Genomic DNA, 18,550 nt, shown 5'->3' with positions numbered 1-18,550 from the left:
GACAGTGTTGCAACAATCCTCTTCAAAGTAATCAGTTGATTGCGTCTCCGGCTTTGTTGTTGTTTTTACTGGAGTCGGTGATGTTATTTTTATTTTTCAAATTTTTGTTTTTGTTGTGCGATAAACAAAGCACGCCCTGTGCCATGTTCTGTATCGCACTGATAGTAAAGGGTATTGTTGGTTTTTGTGTGCTGCGGGAGACATCCGGTAACAATCGGAGTGTTACCTTAATGCACGAAACTGTTACCGGGCGACAGATAGGGGTAACAGGGGCAAGAGGGAAATGGCCCGGGCCGGTCGGTTGCCAGCCCGGGCCGGAGCCGTTATACCGCCAGCGGGATTTCTTCGCCGCCCAGCGCTTCCAGCAGTTGCGGAATGAAGTCCCGCAGGGTGAGCATCATCAGGACAAAGCTGGCATCAAACTGGCTGGCGGCATCGTCGCCACCGTCCTGTTCGGCCTGGCTTTGCAGCAGGTCTTCAAAGCGCAGGCGCTTGATCACCAGCTTGTCATCGAGCAGAAAAGACAGCTTCTCTTCCCAGGCCAGTGACAGCACGGTGGCCAGCTTGCCGGCGGCCAGGTGGTTTTGCACTTCCTCGCTGGACAGGTCCTCGCGCTTGATGCGGATGATGCCGCCATCTTCGGCGCTGTCACGCAGTTCGCATTCGTCGAGCAGGAACAGGCCGTGGCTGGCCTCGTGGCTCTTGACCCAGCCGGTGAAGGTTGCGGTGGGGGCCTGCTTCACGCTGACCGGGCGCACCGGCAGGCTGCCCAGAGCTTCGCGCATGGCAGACAGCAGTTCTTCGGCTTTCTTGCTGCTGGAGGCATCCACATAGATGAAGCCGTTCTGCGCGTCAATGGCGGCACGGGTCACCGATTTGCGGATAAAGGCCCGTGGCATCAGTGTCTGCACGATTTCGTCCTTGATCTGGTCTTTTTCCTTTTTGTAGACCTTGCGTGCCTCAGCGGCTTCGAGTTCGTCCACCTTTTCCTGTACGGCATCACGCACCACTGAAGCAGGCAGGATGCGTTCCTCCTGCCGGGCAGCAATAAGCATGAAGCCCTGGCTGGCGTGTACCAGCGGTGCATCCTCGTTTTTTCCCCAGGGAGCGACAAAGCCGTAGGTGCTGGCCACCTGGCTGCCGCAGGCTTTGGCGGGCAGGCTGGCCAGGGCTGTTTCCAGCTCCTCGGCCTGCAGAGGGGATTCAAGGTTCAGACGATACACAAGCAAATTACGAAACCACATGTAGACAGACTCCAGATAAACAAGCGCGGTATTATTCCTGTCGGGGCGGCTCAAGCCAAGTGCCGAGCACCCGGTTGCATGGACAAGGGGGCCAGCCGGACGTTCCGCCGCCGGGCAATACTTGTCCCTTTGCACTGATTTTAAAAATATTTTGCTTCGGGGCTTGCCAAAGCAAAAACAACTGTCTATCATGCGCACCACTTCGAGAGACAAAGGGTGATTAGCTCAGCTGGGAGAGCATCTGCCTTACAAGCAGAGGGTCGGCGGTTCGATCCCGTCATCACCCACCACTCTTGAGAAGTCGCGCAGTGGTAGTTCAGTTGGTTAGAATACCGGCCTGTCACGCCGGGGGTCGCGGGTTCGAGTCCCGTCCACTGCGCCATCTTTCAAAGCCCCTGGTTTTAACGAATCAGGGGCTTTTTCTTTTCCGGGTAAAAGTCTTTTAGCGGTTTTCCGGGCAACTGGTTTCGCAACTGCCTGTAAAGCGTGTACCGGCTGCTACTGAAAAAACAAAACAACCCGCCAGCTGGCGGGTTGTTTTGTTTCCGGGCTGGCGTGTCACTCAGGATCAGAGGTCTTCATACCTGTTCATGTCAAGCAGGGCACGCTCCAGCGGCTGGCTTTCGCCGATATGGCGGCTCAGGTCGTGAAAGTGCTCCCAAAGCTGCGGATGGGTGCGGCGGATGCCCCAGCGATCGACCAGTACATCAAAATCCTCCCGGGTGCTGATTTTCTGCATGGCCCAGACAAAATCATCCAGTTCGCCGGCCGCTACGCTGAACATGAAGTTGGGGTAACTGCTCAGCACTTCCGGATAGATGGTCAGGGTGTCCAGTCCCGGCTGGTAGCGCAGCGATTCGCCCATCAGGAAGGCGACGTTGCTGTGGGCGCGGTTGCGCAGCAGGCTGTAGATTTCGCGGCTGCCGTCGCTGAACTCGACCCGCAGCAGGCTGGCTTCGGGCAGGAAGTTGATCACCGGCAGGCCCGCCGCCGGCCGGCTGGCCAGGCGTGATAGCAGCTGCTCGCTGGCGGCCTGTTCGTCAGTCAGGCCGGGGCGGTGGCAGAACGCCGAGTTGCAGCGGTTGATCGGGTCGGGCCTGGCATCGAGGTCGGCAAAGCGTGTGGCCAGCTGGCGGCCGAATTCCTGTACGCTGCGTTCAGCCGGCAGCGCCAGGGCGCTGGGAGTGTGGGTGTCGATTTTGGTGTAGACCAGCCACTTCTTGACCTTGCCGCTGTACTGATACCAGCTGTCGAGGATGCTTTGACGGCTTTTGGGCGGCATCAGGCGCAGGAAGTTTACTTCCGAGCCGTTGCGGATCAGGTCGAAATACAGACGGGTCTGCAGCTGGTGTGACAGGTTGTCGAACACGTCGAAGTTGACCACCAGCTGGTAATAGGTGCGTTCCAGCAGCGGATAGTCCATCAGCCACAGGGTTTGCGGCACTTCACCGACCAGCCCCTTGCGCACCGAAGCGCTGTCATGGTGGCGGAAAATGCTCAGCAGGGCATTGTCGTTGCCTTGCCACAGCTCGTCCCAGCCGGGTGCCGGCAGGCGGGCATAGGCCTTGCTGCGGATTTTTTCATAGGCATTGCGGGACTTGCTGTAACGACGCCAGGACGACAACAGCTTTTCTTCACGGGTATTGGCGCCAGGCAGGGCCAGCAGCGGATCAACCTGCTCACGGTAGGCGGCATCGGTGATGTAAAGATCATGGGCCGGGTCCTGGAACAGGGTCCAGAAGTTGTCGCGGATGACATCGGTGGCAATCTGGCCACGGCAGACAGGACCGCGGATGAAGGTGCGTACAAAATATTCGGCGTCATCCAGCATGAACTGGTAACGGGCTGCGGCCGGAATGGCGGCAAAGGTCTCGAACGGGTTGGAGCGGGCGCGCCTGCCGTAGCCGGGCAGGGCGTCGACCTGCCACGGCCTGGCCCAGAACAGCTCGCGGACACGCTCCAGTTTGGCTTGCGTAAGCGGATAGGTGATGTGGGTCTTGTGTACCAGTACATCCTGCACCGGCCGCAGACGGTACTGGAAGTGGGTGCCGGCATCCTGGTTGGGGCGCCGGCTGGTCACTTCGCGGGGAGCGGCGCTGCTGTCACTGTGCGAACGTACCCACTGGAAAAACCGCCCCTGCTTGCCGCTTTCTTCATCAAGGTAGACATGGGCGAGAAACAGGTGCTCGTACAGCCAGCGGGCCAGCAGGCGCTGCTCGTTGCTGGTGCCGTTCATCAGGGTTTCCCACTGGTCGATTTGCGCCTGCTCGGCTGCCGTGGGTTGCCAGGACGTTGCATCCATGGCGGCACCCTGTATCAGCCAGTTGGCCAGGGTGTCGTATTCGCTGTCGCTCAGGCCGGTGACGGCATAGGGCATGCCGCCGTGCGGGTGCTTGTCGGCGTAAGTGTTGAATTCGGCCGGGGTGGGGCAACTGTCGCTGCGGTTCAGGCTAAGATCCAGCCCGGTCGGCAGCTTGCTGTTGTCGGCCGGCAGCGGGTGCCGGCGTGCCAGGCTGAGCATCTGCAACAGTACGGATTGCTGTTGCGGGTCTTGCAACACATCGAAAAAACCCAGTCCGCGCCATTCGTCTTCGTTGTTGGCATCAACAAACAGCCGCGTCGGCTGCTGAGCATGACGGCGGGAGCCCTGATAGACCGGCAGTTTGTGTGCGCCACGTTCCAGACCTTCGGCACTGCCCAGGTTGAGCTGGCAGGGCGCATCATAGCAGGCATGGCAGGCCACACATTTTTCGGCCAGTACCGGCTGCACATCACGGCTGAAAGATACCTGCCCAGCCTGGGCCAGCAGGCACCAGCCCAGCCCGAAAATCATCATCAATGAACGCATGGTCATCCTGCTCCTGCGGATATTGTCAAAAGGCGCCAGTGTGCAGGTTTTTGGCCAGTTTGGCCATCGCCGGAGCATGGGCTGCTGCCGCCGGTTTTGTTCATGTGCTTGACTTGCCGGGCAAACACAGTAAAATGCGCGACCTGTCTACGGCGATACGTCGTAAGCGCCGCGCAGTGGTAGTTCAGTTGGTTAGAATACCGGCCTGTCACGCCGGGGGTCGCGGGTTCGAGTCCCGTCCACTGCGCCATATTTGAAAGCCCTTAGCTTGTTGAAAGTTAAGGGCTTTTTTGTTTGCGGGTGCGGGGTGTCGGCCAAAAATGCCCTGAGCCGCTGGGTCCCTGTGCTAAGATCCGTGTTTTGCATACGGGCAACATCATGGAACGCACTGTCTTATCACGCTCATGGCTGTGGCTGTTTGGCCTGGCTGCCACAGTCATCATCATTGGCGGGCTCAAGGCCGTCAGCTCTGTCATCACTCCGTTCTTGTTGGCGGCTTTCCTGACCATCATTTGCATTCCGCCGCTGACCTGGATGCAAAAAAAGGGCATTCCCGGCTGGGTGTCTTTTGTCCTGCTGTTTTCCACGGTCGGGTTTTCTTTCTTTCTGCTGTTTCTGGCGATCAAAGGTACCTCGGAAAGCCTGGTGCTCAAGGCACCGTTGTACCAGGAGCGCCTGACCGACCAGCTGCTGCTGTTGCGGAACCTGGCCACCAGTTACGGCGTGCCGCAGGAATTCATTCCGTCGGCCATCCCCCTGCCCAATGTCAGTACGCTGACCGGCCTGGCACGCAATCTGGCCGGTACGCTGGGGCAGTTCACCGCCTATACCTTCTTTGTCCTGCTGGTGTTCATGTTCCTGTTGCTGGAGGAGCGCTCGATTGTTGACAAGCTGGAAGCGGCTTTCCCCGGCAAGAAAAGGATGCGGGTGCGCACGCGCAGCTTCTTGCGTTCGGTGAACCGTTACCTGGCCATCAAGACCACCAGCAGTTTTTGTACTGGCCTGATTGCCGGTATAGGCCTGTGGGCGATCGGGGTGGACTTCCCGATCCTCTGGGGCGTGCTGACCGGGCTGCTGAACTTCATTCCGACCATCGGCTCGATTGTTGCCGCCATTCCGCCGGTGCTGATCGCCTTTCTCGGACTGGGCGTTCCGGAGGGGCTGATGACCCTGGTGTTGTATATCGCCGTGAATACTGCCATCGGCAGCATCATCGAGCCGCGTTTCATGGGGCAGACGCTGGGCTTGTCACCGGTGATCGTGCTGCTGTCGCTGATGCTGTGGGGCTGGGTGTTCGGACCGGTGGGGATGCTGTTGTCAATCCTGCTGACGATGATCGTCAAGCTGGCGCTGGAGTCCAGCCCGGCCACACGCTGGCTGGGCATCATGCTCAGTGATGGTGTGCGGCTGAAAGGTGACAAAAGCGATTAGTGGTCTGTTTTGGTTTGTGGGTCTGGGCTTATTTGGGCATGCCAATGTAGGTTCGAATTTATTCGAACAAAATCAGGCACCTGGTCAAGCCGCCAAAATTTTTGTGCGAATGAATTCGCACCTACAAACAGAGGATGTCTAGTGGCCTGAACGGCTAGTTCGTTGACTAATGGAATTAGTCGTACAGGCCACTAGGGTTCTGTTATTTCCGGTTTTGCCGTATAGCAGCGGGTAGCCGGTTCGGGTTGCAGTTCGTTATCCTCAGGTACCAGCTGGCCATCCTTGTAGCGCATGACAAAGTTGAGCAGCTGACTGCTGCCCTCCTGCTGGATGCGAAATTCGGCCAAGTCACCTTGCAACAGCGCGCTGACCAGCCTGGCTGGCTGTCCGTCAACCAGCGCCTGGCCACTGAGTTTCTGGTGTTTCTGCTTGAGCTGCAGGTTGAACGAACGGCCGGTGCTGTCTTGCCAGTGCCAGTGCCCGGCAAGCTGTGCCGGCACGATCCATTTGTACAGGTTGATGCCGCCGCAGTTGACGCGCTCGTCCGGCTTCCAGTCGCCCATGTCGAAAGCGTGGGAAACGATGCGTGTGCCCGGACGCAGTTCCTGCTGCAGGCGGGGGCGCAGCTCCAGGTTGATGATGTCGAGCAGATACAGGGTGACCACGGTTGCTTCCCGGAAATCGGCTTCGAGCAGGTCAGCCTCGAAGAAATCCACCATGTGCTCGACCCGCGAGTTGCCGGCATACTCCATCGCTTCGGCAATGCGCATCGGGTCAAGGTCGATGCCGATGCCGCGGGCGTTGCGCTGCATGGCGGCGGCGACCACGATACGGCCATCGCCACAACCCAGGTCGTAGAGGATGTCGCGCGAGGTCACGCCGGCCAGGTCGAGCAGGGCGTCAACGATCTTCTCGTCTGTCGGCACATAGGGTACGTCAAGCATGATGTCCGGCTCGTCGATGCTGTACTCGTCCAGATGCAGACCCTCGAGCAGGGCATCCTCAAGCAGATAGTCCATGGAAGGGTCTTCGCCGAAGTTCAGCTCGTCCATGGAATACTCGTCATAATCGTAGTCGTCGTACACAGTGTGCTCCTGCAGGTGAAAGTGGGTGCATGACGGGCGGTCATCCGGTGGCACTCAGGGTAACATATACGCAACTGAAGCCGCTTTGGCAGAACGGGGCGACTGCCGGCAGTCACCCCCGGTGCTGCTGTGGAGCCCCGCCCCTGCGCTATTCAGTCCATATATTCATTCTTCTGGCGTTCATTACAACCATGAAAATCCTGCATACCTCCGACTGGCATCTGGGCCGCACCCTGTACGGGCGCAGGCGACAGGCCGAGTTTGTTGCTTTTCTTGACTGGCTGCTGCAGCGCCTGGCCAGCGAACAGGTCGACGTGCTGGTGGTGGCGGGTGATATTTTCGATACCAGCACGCCGGGCACTGCTGCGCAGGAGCTGTATTATCGTTTTCTGGCCCGGGTTGGCAAAACCGGTTGCCGGCATGTGGTGATTGTCGGCGGCAACCACGACTCGCCCTCGTTTCTCGATGCACCGGCCGGGCTGCTGCGGGCGCTGGATGTGCACGTGGTGGGGCAGGCCTGTGCTGATCCGGCCGATCAGGTTTTGTTGCTGCGTGACGCAGCGGGTGCGCCGCAGCTGATCGTCTGCGCTGTGCCCTATCTGCGTGACCGCGATATCCGCCAGGCCGAAGCGGATGAAAGCATCCGCGACAAGGAGCAGAAACTGCAAGACGGTATCCGTGCTCATTATGCCGCCATCGGCGCGGCGGCCAGCACCCTGAATGCCGGGCTGGAGCGGGCGGTGCCGGTGATCGGTACCGGCCACCTGTTTGTCGCCGGCGGGCAGACGGTTGAAGGTGATGGCGTGCGCGAGCTGTATGTGGGGTCGCTGGCCCATGTGCATGCCGGAGTGTTTCCCGGATGCTTTGATTATGTCGCGCTGGGCCACTTGCATGTGCCGCAGCAGGTGGGCGGGCAGGCGCATATCCGTTATAGCGGCTCGCCCCTGCCAATGGGCTTTGGCGAGGCGCGGCAGCAGAAGAGCCTGTGTCTGGTACAGTTTGCCCGGGATGGACAGCAGGCGTTTGTACCGCAGGTGGAGTTGCTCGACATACCGGTGTTCCAGCGCCTGGAGCGCATTGCCGGCAATCTGCCGGACATCAGCCTGCGCTTGCAGGCGTTACGTGACGAGAATGATCCGGTCTGGCTGGAAGTGCTGTATACCGGTGTGGAGATTGCCAGTGACCTGCGCGAACAGCTGGAAGAACAGGTGGCCGGCAGTGCGCTGGAGATCCTGCGCATCCGCAATCAGCGCGTGGTGCAGCAGGTGCTGGAACAGGGCCGGGCGGAGGAAACCCTGGACGACCTGAGCGAGCTGGATGTGTTTGGGCGCTGTCTGGATGCACACCAGGTGCCGGAACAGCAGCGTGACGAGCTGCTGCACAGCTATCAGCAGGTGCTGGAGTCGCTGCACGATGCAGACGGCATGGCCGGGCAGGGAGAGCAGCCGGCATGAAAATCCTGCAACTGCGTTTCAAGAACCTTAACTCGCTGGCCGGCGAGTGGCTGATCGATTTTACCGACCCGGCCTTTGCCGCCGAGGGCATTTTTTCCATTACCGGGCCGACCGGAGCCGGCAAGTCCAGCATCCTGGATGCCATCTGTCTGGCCCTGTATGGACGCACGCCGCGTCTGGGGCGGGTCACCAAGAGCAGCAACGAGATCATGTCGCGGCAAAGCGGCGAGTGCTTTGCCGAGGTCACCTTTGCCACGGTGGCCGGGCGCTATCGCTGCCACTGGAGCCAGCACCGCTCAAGACGCAGCCCCGGCGGCGAGTTGCAACAGCCGAAGCAGGAGCTGGTCAGGGCCGACAGCGGCGAAGTGCTGGAGTCGAAATTGCGCGAGGTCGAGGAAGCCGTCATCGAGCTGACCGGCATGGATTTTGAGCGCTTTACCCGTTCGGTGCTGCTGGCCCAGGGCGGTTTTGCCGCCTTCTTGCAGGCAACAGCGGACAGCCGGGCTCCTATTCTTGAACAGATTACCGGCACCGACATCTATAGCCGCATTTCCATCCGCACCCACGAAATGCAGCGTGAACAGCGCGAACAGCTGAAACTGTTGCAGGCCCGGTTGGGCGGTGTGCGCCTGCTGAGCACAGAGCAGGAGCAAGAGCTGCTGCAGGCGCTCGAGCAGGAGCGCAGCAGTGAGCGGACGCTGGTGGAACAGGTGACAACGCTGGAGACCAGCGTGCGCTGGCAGGAACAGATCCGCCAGTTGCAGCTGCAACAGACGCAGCTTGAGCAGGGCCGGCAACAGCTGGCCACGCAACAGCAGGAGTTTGAGCCCGAACGTGCCCGGCTGGCGCTGGCACTGCAGGCAGCAGAGCTGGAACCGGACCTGGCCAGGTTACAGGCTGCCCGCAGAGCGCTGGAAACGGCTACTGCCGCGCATGAACAAGAGCAGGCGCGGTTGCCGCAACTGACCGAAACGGTACGGACAGCACAGCATCTGCTGGAGCAGCAGGCGACTGTGCTGGAGCAGGCGCGTCAGCAGCAGGTCATGCAGGCACCGGAGCTGCGCAGGGTGCGGGTGCTGGATCAGGAGTTGCGCCAGCACGCTGAACAGTTGGCGCTGGCAGTGCAGGGCCGCGACGTGCTGGTGCAGAAACTGGCCGGGTTGCATCAGGCCCGGCAAGAGAATGACGACCTGCAGCAAAAAAACGCGCAGCAGCAGTCCGGGTTACAGGTGTTTTTCCAGCAGAATGCGGCGGATGAGTGGCTGGTCACCGGCCTGGCCGGAGGCGAGCAGCAGCTGGTGCAACTGGAGCAGCTGCAAAACCGGCTGCAGGATGCACGACAGCATGAGCAGCAGGCACAGGAGCGGCTGCAGGCACTCGCTTCGCAGCTGGAACAGCAACGCGTGCGCTGGCGGCAAGACCAGCAGGCCGTAGAACAGGCGACAGCAACCCTGAGCAATACGCAGGAACAGCTGGCCGCGGTGTTGGCTGGCCGGCAGCTGGAAGATTACGAGACCGAGCAGCGCCACCTATGGGACAAGCGTGAATTGCTGGCCCGCATTGAAAGCCTGGAGGCTCAACGCGACAGCTTGCATGACGGCAAACCCTGCCCGCTGTGTGGTGCCACCAGGCATCCTTATGCGCACGGGCAGGTTCCCCGGCTGGATGGGCTGGGCGAGCAAATCAGGGCGATTGAAGAACAGATCAAGCAGGTCAGAATGTTGCAGGAGCAGTGCCGTCAGCACGAGCGACGGTTGCAGAGCTTGCGCGAGCAATTTGCCGGGACCGAAAAAACCGGCCTGGAGCTGTCCACCCGGGAGGCGGGCTACAGGGAACAGTTGTCCTCGCTCGGGGACGAATGCCAGAAACAACTACAGACACTGGCCGCGTTCAGGGAACAGATTGGCGGCGTGCTGGAGCCGCTGGGTGTACTGCCGGGTGAGGCGACCCGTTCCGGACAGTTGCTTGAGCAACTGCGCATTCGCCGTGACCGCTGGCAACAACAGATGGCGCAGGCGCGCCTGCTGCAGCAACAACAGCAGGGCTTCGAGGCGGAAACCTCTCGCCTGCAGGCGCTGATCGGCTTGCAGCAAGACAGCCTGCAACAGCAGGAGCAGCAGCTGCAGGCGAGCCAGCAACAGCAGGAAGTGTTACAACAGCAACGGCTGGCACTGTTCGGCCAGCGCGATCCGGACGCGCAAGAGCGGCTTTTGCAGGAAGCGGCTGTCAGCGCGGAGCAGGCACACCAGCAACAGGCGCAGCAGCTTAAAGAGCAGGAGCAGTTGCTGGCCAGGTTGCAGGAGCGGATTGCCGGGCTGGAACGCCAGTGCAAGACCGGACAGGCGGATTTGGCCGTCGCGCAAGACAGGCTGGCCAGCCAGTTGACGGCCCACGGATTTGTCAGCGAGCAGGCGCTGCAGGAGGCATTGCTGCCGGCCGAAACCAGGCAGCATCTGCAATTGCGGGCCAGGCAGCTGGACACGGACGAAACCGCCTTGCGTGCGCGGCTGGACGACCTTGAGGACAGGCTGGCTACAGAGCAGGCGCGTGAGCTGACAACTCGCACCATGGAGGAAGTGCAGGCTGAATTGCAGCTGGCGCAGGAGCAATTGCAGCAATTGCGCAACCGCATGGCGGCCCTGACACATCAGTTGCAGGAAAACGAGCAGGCGCGCGCCGGCCAGGTGCAGTTGCTGGAGCAGCTGGCGTTGCAGCAGGAAGAATGCCGCCGGCTGGATAACCTGCATGCGCTGATCGGTTCGGCTGATGGCAAGAAATTCCGCAACTTTGCCCAGGGGCTGACCTTCGAGCTGATGGTGGCCCACGCCAACCGCACACTGCAGCAGATGAGTGACCGCTATCTGCTGGTGCGCGACAGCAGCGAGCCGCTGGAACTGAACGTGCTGGACAATTACCAGGCCGGCGAAATCCGCTCGACCAAGAACCTGTCCGGCGGTGAAAGCTTTATTGTCAGCCTGGCGCTGGCGCTGGGCCTGTCGCGCATGGCCAGCCAGAACGTGCGGGTGGATTCGCTGTTTCTTGATGAAGGCTTCGGAACGCTCGACGAGGAAGCGCTGGATGTGGCGCTGGATACCCTGGCCGGCCTACAGCAGGACGGCAAGCTGATTGGCGTGATTTCCCACGTGCAGGCACTGAAGGAGCGCATTGCCACGCAGATCCGGGTGCGCCCGCTCAATGGTGGCCGCAGCCGTATCGAAGGTCCCGGATGCAGCCGGCTGGAAGAAACAGGTCCGGACTGAAACCGCAAGCGGTATGCTGAACCCTGGTGGAAGTGGAAGAAACCAGCCGTGGCGATACTCAAAACTTTGTTTTATCGCCATGCGGGCGGCATAATGCCATGATTGCCACGGCTGCTCCTGCCCGTACCGGCATGCCGTCTGTCGCGTGAGAAGACCTTCACACATGTTAAACAATTACGACCACACGCTGAAAAAACTGCAGCATGGCTCACGCAGGCTGGAATTGCTGCTGCTCAGTGCCGGCCTGCTGTTACTTGGTGTGATCATCCTGGCATGGCAGACGGGCGAGGAGCGGGCCATTCGCACGGGTGAGTACAGTCGCTTGTCGACCCAGAGCGGCATCATCTATCACGACCTGCGCCGTCAGCTGATGAGCATTCGCGCCTCGCATTACAATCTGCAGGCAGAGTTACTGTCGGAACCGGCCGGCTTTGTCCGGGCCCGGCCGTTCATCGACAAGCGCCTGCGTGCTTTCGTGCAGACCATTGTCGGGGTGCGGGCCACCATCCTGCTGGATGCCGATGGCCATATTCTGGCCAGCAGCGACCCGGACCAGCAGCGCGGAAGCCTGGCAGACAATGAGTTGGTGCAACGAGTCATGCAGGAACGGCAGACCGGCATCCTGTATGTGAGCAAGCCCTATCAGCTGACCGACAACTTGCTGACCATTACGCTGGCCAGTGCACTGACCGACGAGCAGGGCGGCTTTGCCGGCATGGTGCTGACCGAGCTCAGCCCGCTGGAAATCGGCATCCTGCTGGACTCGGTGTTCTATGCCGATGACATGCAGGCCAACATCGCCCATGCTGACGGCACCATATTCCTGGCGGAACCCAATGCACAAACGGTGCTGGGGCTCAACCTGTCACGGACGGGCACGCTGTTTACCCGCCATCAGCTCAGCGGCAGGAAAATCAGCGTGCAGGAAGGTCTGCTGTTGTCCAGTGGTGAAAAGAGCATGATGGTCCAGCAGACCATCATGCCGTCGGAACTGAATATCAGCGATGCGCTGGTGGTATCGATCAGCCGCAATTATGACGCCATTTTTGCCAAATTCCGTCATGATCGCTTGATGATCGCCCTGTTGTACCTGTTGCTGGTCTGCGTCAGTCTCTGCGCCATGCGCCTGTGGCGGCGCAAAAGCAAGCAGGTGTTCAGGGAGCTGCGCAGAGCCCAGCAGGAAACCGTTGCCAGTAACGCGCTGTTGCTGCGGCTCAACCGGCAGCTCGAGCAGCAAACCGAAAACATGCGCTCGCTGGCCTTTCTTGACGAGTTGACCGGCATCGCCAACCGCCGCCACTTCAATCGCAGCCTCGAAGCCGAGTGGCGCCGTTGCCAGCGTGAAGGGCAGCCATTGTCGGTGATCATGATGGATGTCGATTATTTCAAGCAGTTCAACGACCTTTATGGCCATCAGCATGGAGATGACGGGCTAGTTTGCATTGCCACCAGCCTGAAGAACAGCCTGACCCGCTCGCATGACCTGGTCGCGCGGATCGGCGGTGAGGAATTTGCCTGCCTGCTGCCCAATACACCGCTGCGCGGAGCGCTGGCCAAGGCGGAGCGCATCCGCGCGGAAATCGAGGCCCTGGCCCTGCCGCATGCCGGTTCTCTGGTGGGGCCAGTAGTTACCATCAGTGCCGGGGTGGCCAGCGCCATGCCCGGTTCCCCAGCCGGCTACCTGGATCTGTTGCAGGCGGCTGACGAAGCCCTCTATCAGTCCAAGAAGCTGGGGCGCAACCGGGTATACAGCCAGCTGTCGGCAATCGACACGGAAAACTGAAGCGCAAACGGAGTCTGGAGAACACAAAGGTGCAGATATGGATTGATGCGGACGCCTGTCCGCGAGCAGCACGGGACCTGGTGGTGCGTTTCGCCCTGAAGCGCAAGCTGGATGTGGTCATGGTGGCCGGTCAGCCACAGCAAAAGCCGAACTTTGCCTGTGTACGGCTGGTGGTGGTACCCAGCGGGCCGGATGCGGCTGATGACCATATTGTCGAGCAGGCCGAAGCCGGGGACCTGGCCATTTGCAGCGACATACCGCTGGCTGACCGTTTGCTGAAAAAGGGCGTGGCCGCCCTTGACCCGCGCGGGCACGAGTTTACCGAAAAGAACATGGGCGACCGCCTGGCCACCCGCAACCTGCTGGCCGACCTGCGCGATACCGGCCAGATTGCCAGTGGCGGCCAGCCCGCGTATGGCGAGCGGGACAAGCAACAGTTTGCCAACGCACTGGACCGCCTGCTGACCCGGCTGGCCCGCTGAGCGATAAAACGTCCCTGTAGGTGCGAATTTATTCGCACATGAAGGCAGCAGGTCCGTATTGCGCAAATTCATTCGCACACGGGGCTTTGTTGACCGGCGTTGCCGGGCTTGTCCGAATAAATTCGGACCTACAGGAAGGTGGCCAATTGCACAGCGAGTGGCGGCATTCGCGCCAAATGTAGGTGCGAATTTATTCGCACATGAAGCAGCCCATCCATATTGCGCAAATTCATTCGCACACGGGGCTTTGTTGACCGGCGTTGCCGGGCTTGTCCGAATAAATTCGGACCTACAGGAAGGTGGCCAATTGCACAGCGAGTGGCGGCATTCGCGCCAAATGTAGGTGCGAATTTATTCGCACATGAAGCAGCCCATCCATATTGCGCAAATTCATTCGCACACGGGGCTTTGTTGCCCGGCGTTGCCGGGCTTGTCCGAATAAATTCGGACCTACAGGGTGGTGGCCAATTGCACAGCGAGTGGCGGCATTCGCGCCAAAAGGTGCGAATTCATTCGCACATGAAAGCAGCCGGTCCGTATTGCGCAAATTTATTCGCACACGGGGCTTTGTTGCCCGGCGTTGCCGGGCTTGTCCGAATAAATTCGGACCTACAGGATGATGGCCAATTGCACAGCGAGCGGCATTCGCCGCAAATGTTGCGCACCAGGTTGGTGATGTAACAGGAGAGCGCTGCGGAGTCAGCTTCCGGTAACAGGAGCGGGCGGCTTCAGGCCGGGCTGATTCAATTCACCGGCCGCTTCCAGCGCAGGGTAGGCGGTCGAGCAGACATGCGAGTGGATGCGCTTCAGGTCACGCAGGATATCCAGGTGCAGGGAGCTGGTTTCCAGGCTCTCCACCCGCTGCTGTTTGAGCCGTTCGATATGGTTTTCCGCCGCGCGGAACTCCAGGTCACGAATGCGGTTTTTCTGTGCCAGCAGCATGCGGGCCGATGCTACGTCACCAGACAGGAACACACTCATCGCCAAGCGCAGGTTGTCCTGTACGGCACGATGGATTTCGGTCAGCTCGCGGGCACCCTCCCCGGAAAACTGCAGCTGTTTCTTGATTTTCTTGCTGGCCAGTTCCATCAGGTTCTTGTCGATGATGTCGCCGATGTGCTCCAGGTTGATGGTCAGGCTGAGGATTTCCATTGCACGCCTGCTTTGCCGGTCATCCATCGCCGACCGGGTGATCTTGATCACATAGAGCTTGATGCTTTCATGCAGCCGGTCGACGGCATCGTCCATGGCACTGACCTTGCTGACCAGCTTGCGGTCATTGGTCATGATGGCGGTGATGCTGTCTTGCAGCATTTTCTCGATGATGTCGCCCATGCGCATGGTTTCCCGTGCGGCGCTGGACAGGGCCACGCTGGGTGTGTCCATGGCGTGCGAGTCCAGGTACAGGGGCCGGCCGGGGTCGTTCTCGTTTTCCGCTTCCGGCAGCATGCGCTCCAGCAGGCGGGCGACCAGCCCCAGCGGCACGATGAACACCAGCGCCATGAACAGGTTGAACAGCATGTGGAAATTGGCGCTCAGCCGGGCCGGCTGACTGTCCAGCAGTGACAGGTACTCCACCACCAGTGGCAACAGCGGCACAAAAATGATGCAGCCCAGCAGGCGGTTGAGCAGGTTGCCCAGCGGCATCCGGCGGTGGGCCGGGTTGCTGCTGCCCAGCCCTTCCAGCAAGGGATTGAGGGCACTGCCCAGATTGGCACCGAGCACCAGCGCCAGTGCCGCCAGCGGGGTGATCAGGCCGGAAGTGGCCAGTGACATGGTCAGCAATACAGTGGCTACGCTGGAGTGGGCAGCCCAGGTGAGCACCGCCCCGATCAGCAGGGTCAGCACCGGTTCGCCGGTAATGGCGGCGAACAGCTCACGGGCCACGGGTGCATCCTGGATCGGTTCAAGGCTGCTGACCAGCATTTCCAGTGACAGCAGCATCAGGCCCAGGCCGATGCCGACCCGGCCCAGATCCTTGAGCATGGTGTGCTTGCTGCGTTTGAAGGTGATGAAACCCAGCAACAGCAAGGTGGGAGCGATGGCCGAGGCATCGAAGGACAGCACCTGCACGATCAGTGTGGTGCCGACGTTGGCACCGAGCATCACGGCCAGCGCCGGAGCCAGCGCAACCAGCCCGGAGGCGGTAAAGGAACTGAGCATCAGGGCGGTGGCGGTACTGCTTTGCAGAATGGCGGTAACGCCCATGCCGGCCAGAAATGCCGGCAGACGCCGCTTCAGCACCTTGCCGAGAAAGCGCCGCAGGCGCGCACCGAATGCACGAATGATGCCGGTATTGACCATGTGCAGCCCCCACAACAGCAGGGCTACACCGCCGGCAAGATTGAGAATGACTTTAATGCCCATGGTCAGCTGCTTGTGTGGATGTTTGTTTGCATCCTAGCATTCTGCCAGCGGGCATGGAGTACGACGTCTGTATAGGAAACGGCAAGTGCTTAGCGGCACAGCTTCTGATAGAAGAGGTCGCTGGTGTCGATTTTCTCGTGCTGGGCGGCCTTGACAGTTTTCCCCTGGGGAATTACGGCGCGTTCCAGAGTGGTGCAGTTGAGCACTGCCATATAGACCTGCTGGCGCTCGATCGGGTCCTTGATGAATTCGTAGAGGAAGTACTCGACGATGACCTGGTTGTCCTGTTCGACGGTTTTCGAGTTGCCGTCAAAAATGAAGAAGCTGTTGATGGCGGGCCGGATCACGCTCCAGGGTTTGAAGAAGCTGCGCTCCTGTTTTTCGCCAAAAAACACAAGGTCGTCAGAGGGCTGGGTGATGCGTACCTGTTCGGTCTTGTAGCCGTACCAGGTGTAATCGTAAACGGCCAGATAGCCGAACATGCTGACGCCGGCGGCGACCGGGATGATCCATGACGGCAGCCTGTTGCGGGACAGTTTGCGGGCCAGGTAGGCCAGGCCACCCATGCTCAGGCCCGAGATGAAAACAGCGATTAGATGCCACATGCGACACACTCCAAAAAACTGCAGGTCTGGTTAACGCTCATGGTGACGGGTGCCTCCATGGGCCACAAAAAACAGCGGTCAGCCCGGCCGGGCGGCGATGAAACCGGTCAGGCCACAGCCTGCTCCTGCGCGGGCGGGAGTGACTGTTGTCTTGAGGCGGGGTTGTTTCTTCTGGCAAAAAAAGTGGGCTTTCAATGAAAGCCCACTAAAGGTCGATGTAAGTTTACAGCAAGTCAGGGCTTATGGGTAACGTACGCGACGTACCATGTCCTGGATCTCTTCAGATGGTTTCTCGGTGGCGTTGGACACCACGATGGCCACGGTGAAGTTGATCAGCGCACCGATACAACCGAAGGACAGCGGAGAGATGATACCGAAGAGGTAGTACTCGGGGCTGTTCGGGAAGGTGTTGGTGCCGGGGATGAAGAACCAGCCCAGGTACAGGAAGATGTACACCAGGGTGGCACCCGCACCACACAGCATGCCGGCAATTGCGCCCTTGCTGTTGATGCGACGGATGAAGATACCCATCATCAGGGCAGGGAAGATCGAGGATGCAGCTATACCGAACGCCAGAGCTACTGTTTGTGCCGCGAATCCGGGAGGATTCAGGCCCAGCCAGGTGGCCACGGAGATCGCACCGACCATCGAGATACGAGCACAGAGCATTTCGGTTTTTTCCGACATGTTCGGTGTCAGCGTGTTCTTCAGCAGGTCATGGCTGATGGCGGAGGAAATGGCCAGCATCAGACCGGACGCGGTTGACAGGGCGGCAGCGATACCCCACCGGCAGCAATCAGACCAATGATCCAGCCAGGCATGTTGGCAATTTCAGGCAGTGCCAGTACCAGGATGTCGTTGTTCACGGTCAGCTCGTTACCGGCCCAGCCCTCAGGAGCAACAAAGCTCTTGTTGGGGGTTGGCAGGGTGCCGTCGTTGTAGAACTGGATGCGACCGTCGCCGTTCTTGTCCTCGAACTTCAACAGGCCGGTCTCTTCCCAGTTTTTGAACCACTGTGGACGCTCTTCATAGGACAGCGAAGGTTCGTGAACACCATTAGGATAGATGTTGTCCAGCAGGTTCATGCGGCCCATGGCGGCAACAACAGGTGCGGTGGTGTAGAACAGCGCAATGAACACCAGAGCCCAGGCAGCAGAACGACGGGCGTCCTTGATGTTGGGTACGGTGAAGAAGCGGATGATCACGTGTGGCAGGCCTGCAGTACCGACCATCAGGGTCAGGGTGAACAGGAACATGTTCCACTTGTTGGACACGTCTGCGGTGTAGTCCTGGAAGCCAAGGTCACGCACCACTTCGTTCAGCTTCATCAGCATCGGGGTGCCGGACTCGGCGTGAGCACCGATAAAGCCGGTTTGTGGCAGGAAGTGGCCGGTTACCATCAGCGACAGGTAGACGGCAGGGGTCAGGAAGGCCAGGATCAGTACGATGTACTGGGCTACCTGAGTGTAGGTTACGCCCTTCATGCCGCCCAGTACCGCGTAAGCGAATACCACGACAGAGGAGATCAGCAGTCCGGTAGAGACCTTGACTTCAAGGAAGCGGGCAAAGGCAACGCCGGCACCGGTCATCTGGCCGATTACATAGGTCAGCGAGATGATGATCAGGCAGAGTACCGCAACCACGCGGGCCACTTTACTGTCATAGCGCTTACCAACGAAGTCCGGCACGGTATAGGTACCGAAGCGGCGCAGGTACGGAGCCAGCAGGGTTGCCAGCAGTACATAGCCGCCGGTCCAGCCCATGATGAACGCGGAGTTGACGTAACCGACGGAAATCAGGCCGGCCACCGAGATGAAGGAGGCAGCAGACAGCCAGTCAGCCGCGGTCGCCATGCCGTTCATGGTCGGATGAACTTCACCACCGGCGATATAGAACTCGCGGGTTGATCTTGCCCGGGCCCAGACCGCGATCCAGGTATAGATGGCGAACGAGCCCAGTACAAAAATCAGGTTGATAGTAAATTGGCTCAT

At 59.9% G+C, this 18,550-nt stretch carries 10 protein-coding genes, 3 tRNA genes and 1 pseudogene; 8 read left to right on the top strand and 6 right to left on the bottom strand.

Annotated elements, in window-relative coordinates; translation table 11 throughout:
* Nucleotides 1-323: 323 nt before the first annotated feature.
* Nucleotides 324-1,244: a recombination-associated protein RdgC gene (gene rdgC, locus AR306_RS10385; protein ID WP_101497499.1), complete on the bottom strand. Its 921-nt coding sequence runs from the start codon at nt 1,242-1,244 to the stop codon at nt 324-326.
* 214 nt (nt 1,245-1,458) lie between these two features.
* Between rdgC and AR306_RS10380 the strand changes: the two genes are divergently transcribed.
* A tRNA-Val gene (locus AR306_RS10380) sits at nt 1,459-1,534 on the top strand.
* 15 nt (nt 1,535-1,549) lie between these two features.
* A tRNA-Asp gene (locus AR306_RS10375) sits at nt 1,550-1,626 on the top strand.
* Nucleotides 1,627-1,812: 186 nt separating this feature from the next.
* Here the strand turns inward: AR306_RS10375 and AR306_RS10370 are convergent.
* Nucleotides 1,813-4,098: a fatty acid cis/trans isomerase gene (locus AR306_RS10370; protein WP_101497498.1), complete on the bottom strand. Its 2,286-nt coding sequence runs from the start codon at nt 4,096-4,098 to the stop codon at nt 1,813-1,815.
* A 167-nt stretch (nt 4,099-4,265) separates the two neighbouring features.
* On the opposite strand from AR306_RS10370, the gene AR306_RS10365 reads away from it, so the two are divergent.
* Together AR306_RS10365 and AR306_RS10360 are read left to right on the top strand one after the other, a co-directional pair.
* Nucleotides 4,266-4,342: transfer RNA gene (locus tag AR306_RS10365), tRNA-Asp, on the top strand.
* A 128-nt stretch (nt 4,343-4,470) separates the two neighbouring features.
* On the top strand, nt 4,471-5,523 hold the full coding sequence (locus AR306_RS10360; RefSeq protein ID WP_101497497.1) for an AI-2E family transporter: 1,053 nt from the start codon (nt 4,471-4,473) through the stop codon (nt 5,521-5,523).
* Nucleotides 5,524-5,714: 191 nt separating this feature from the next.
* On the opposite strand, the gene AR306_RS10355 is transcribed toward AR306_RS10360, so the two are convergent.
* On the bottom strand, nt 5,715-6,608 hold the full coding sequence (locus tag AR306_RS10355; protein ID WP_206168002.1) for a class I SAM-dependent methyltransferase: 894 nt from the start codon (nt 6,606-6,608) through the stop codon (nt 5,715-5,717).
* A gap of 191 nt (nt 6,609-6,799) precedes the next feature.
* On the opposite strand from AR306_RS10355, the gene AR306_RS10350 reads away from it, so the two are divergent.
* From AR306_RS10350 to AR306_RS10335, 4 genes are all read left to right on the top strand, one after another.
* Nucleotides 6,800-8,062, top strand: coding sequence for an exonuclease SbcCD subunit D C-terminal domain-containing protein (locus AR306_RS10350; protein WP_101497496.1), 1,263 nt, complete (start codon nt 6,800-6,802; stop codon nt 8,060-8,062).
* Nucleotides 8,059-11,322 carry an SbcC/MukB-like Walker B domain-containing protein gene (locus tag AR306_RS10345; RefSeq protein WP_101497495.1) on the top strand — a complete coding sequence of 1,088 codons (3,264 nt, stop codon included), beginning with the start codon at nt 8,059-8,061 and terminating at the stop codon, nt 11,320-11,322. The genes AR306_RS10350 and AR306_RS10345 overlap by 4 nt, the downstream gene beginning before the upstream one ends.
* A gap of 163 nt (nt 11,323-11,485) precedes the next feature.
* A complete protein-coding gene (locus tag AR306_RS10340; RefSeq protein ID WP_101497494.1) occupies nt 11,486-13,105 on the top strand; it encodes a sensor domain-containing diguanylate cyclase in 1,620 nt (539 codons plus the stop codon).
* A 29-nt stretch (nt 13,106-13,134) separates the two neighbouring features.
* Nucleotides 13,135-13,587 carry a YaiI/YqxD family protein gene (locus AR306_RS10335; RefSeq protein ID WP_101497493.1) on the top strand — a complete coding sequence of 151 codons (453 nt, stop codon included), beginning with the start codon at nt 13,135-13,137 and terminating at the stop codon, nt 13,585-13,587.
* Nucleotides 13,588-14,286: 699 nt separating this feature from the next.
* On the opposite strand, the gene AR306_RS10330 is transcribed toward AR306_RS10335, so the two are convergent.
* The 3 genes and pseudogenes from AR306_RS10330 to AR306_RS10320 form a co-directional block, all read right to left on the bottom strand.
* Nucleotides 14,287-15,954, bottom strand: coding sequence for a Na/Pi cotransporter family protein (locus tag AR306_RS10330; RefSeq protein ID WP_101497492.1), 1,668 nt, complete (start codon nt 15,952-15,954; stop codon nt 14,287-14,289).
* A gap of 89 nt (nt 15,955-16,043) precedes the next feature.
* Entirely contained in the window at nt 16,044-16,559 is a 516-nt protein-coding gene (locus AR306_RS10325; protein ID WP_101497491.1) for a hypothetical protein, read from the bottom strand.
* A 240-nt stretch (nt 16,560-16,799) separates the two neighbouring features.
* Nucleotides 16,800-18,550, bottom strand: a pseudogene (locus AR306_RS10320) (sodium:solute symporter family protein).

It is taken from the genome of Thiopseudomonas denitrificans, assembly GCF_002866065.1.
Taxonomy (GTDB): domain Bacteria; phylum Pseudomonadota; class Gammaproteobacteria; order Pseudomonadales; family Pseudomonadaceae; genus Thiopseudomonas; species Thiopseudomonas denitrificans.
The sequence above is the reverse complement of the archived record's forward strand: the minus strand, read 5'-3'. Positions and strand labels throughout refer to the sequence as shown.

Excerpts from the sequence above, each read along its gene's own strand:
- rdgC (WP_101497499.1), bottom strand. The coding sequence starts at position 1,244 with ATGTGGTTTCGTAATTTGCTTGTGTATCGTCTGAACCTTGAATCCCCT.
- AR306_RS10345 (WP_101497495.1), top strand. The coding sequence starts at position 8,059 with ATGAAAATCCTGCAACTGCGTTTCAAGAACCTTAACTCGCTGGCCGGC.
- AR306_RS10350 (WP_101497496.1), top strand. The coding sequence starts at position 6,800 with ATGAAAATCCTGCATACCTCCGACTGGCATCTGGGCCGCACCCTGTAC.
- AR306_RS10360 (WP_101497497.1), top strand. The coding sequence starts at position 4,471 with ATGGAACGCACTGTCTTATCACGCTCATGGCTGTGGCTGTTTGGCCTG.
- AR306_RS10325 (WP_101497491.1), bottom strand. The coding sequence starts at position 16,559 with ATGTGGCATCTAATCGCTGTTTTCATCTCGGGCCTGAGCATGGGTGGC.
- AR306_RS10330 (WP_101497492.1), bottom strand. The coding sequence starts at position 15,954 with ATGGGCATTAAAGTCATTCTCAATCTTGCCGGCGGTGTAGCCCTGCTG.
- AR306_RS10370 (WP_101497498.1), bottom strand. The coding sequence starts at position 4,098 with ATGACCATGCGTTCATTGATGATGATTTTCGGGCTGGGCTGGTGCCTG.
- AR306_RS10340 (WP_101497494.1), top strand. The coding sequence starts at position 11,486 with ATGTTAAACAATTACGACCACACGCTGAAAAAACTGCAGCATGGCTCA.